1 protein-coding gene is annotated in these 972 nt (G+C 38.6%); it reads right to left on the bottom strand.

Annotated elements, in window-relative coordinates:
* The coding region (locus DYY66_RS05645) for a hypothetical protein (protein WP_166286951.1) at positions 1 to 769 on the bottom strand (769 nt) is incomplete at its 3' end.
* Positions 770 to 972: the final 203 nt, after the last annotated feature.

The following is a 972-nucleotide window of genomic DNA, read 5'->3' as shown; positions in this document are numbered from 1 at the left end:
TAAGTGATACCTGTGGTCCCTGTGATGTTTTGACAAAAAATCCTGCAATACCATCATCACCTGTCTTGACAGTATCTGGTGTTACCGTTGAATTAGCTGATGGAGTGATACTTAGGTCTACATTACTTGCGGGATCGCCAAATTCGTCCTTTATGTATAGATTTATTCCTACTTGCGTATTCAAGTCTATGTGTGTAGTATCTGCTTTAATGATTAATTTTGGAAGTACAGGTTTTACTTTTAGTGTAGTCTGTGAGTCTTTGAAACCATTTGCCGATGCAATGATGCCGTCGTTCTCAACCTTCTTTGCATTTGTTATAATTGAGAACTCAGCAAAAGAACTTCCTTTTGGAATCGTTATTGATGAAGGTACTTGGCTATTGGTTGAATTTGATGATAGATTGACGGTAATGTCATCTTGGGCTGGATCTGGATTTCCATATTGATCGACTAATTGAACTGTTCCTATGGGGTTCTCACTTGTAAAGCCCGTGATTTCTGGAAGTGCAGTAGTTACCATTAACGTAGATGATGTTTGGACTAGATCAAACTGGGCTGAAGACACTAGGCTAGGATTTGCATCTACTCCTACAGGTTCAGTAATGATTGTGGTAGTATTCTGATTAGGGGTGAACTGGTTACGGGATAGAGTTACTGGTAAAAATGTGTTACCAGGAGTGATGCGTATCACATCGTTAGTGGGTTTTATTACGTATTGAATTGGTTTATCTGATGTCTCAGGTCTGTTAATGGAATCAAGTAATGTCAAAAATAAAGTAGCATGGCCATCTCTATCAAATGCTATTTTGTTCCCTACTGGCNTCCTCCTATTCCATTTAGTGTAACTCCCAGAGTTGCTGAACCAGCATTTTGTCCACTTGATATTGTTGAAATACCATATGAAAATCCAGACAAAAGACTTCCAGGATTTGATACGCTTACAATTCTGTTGTCAGCCGAAATTACTTGAAT

The organism is Candidatus Nitrosotalea sp. FS, assembly GCF_011319475.1.
GTDB lineage: Archaea > Thermoproteota > Nitrososphaeria > Nitrososphaerales > Nitrosopumilaceae > Nitrosotalea.
This window is presented reverse-complemented; position numbering and strand designations above follow the sequence as displayed.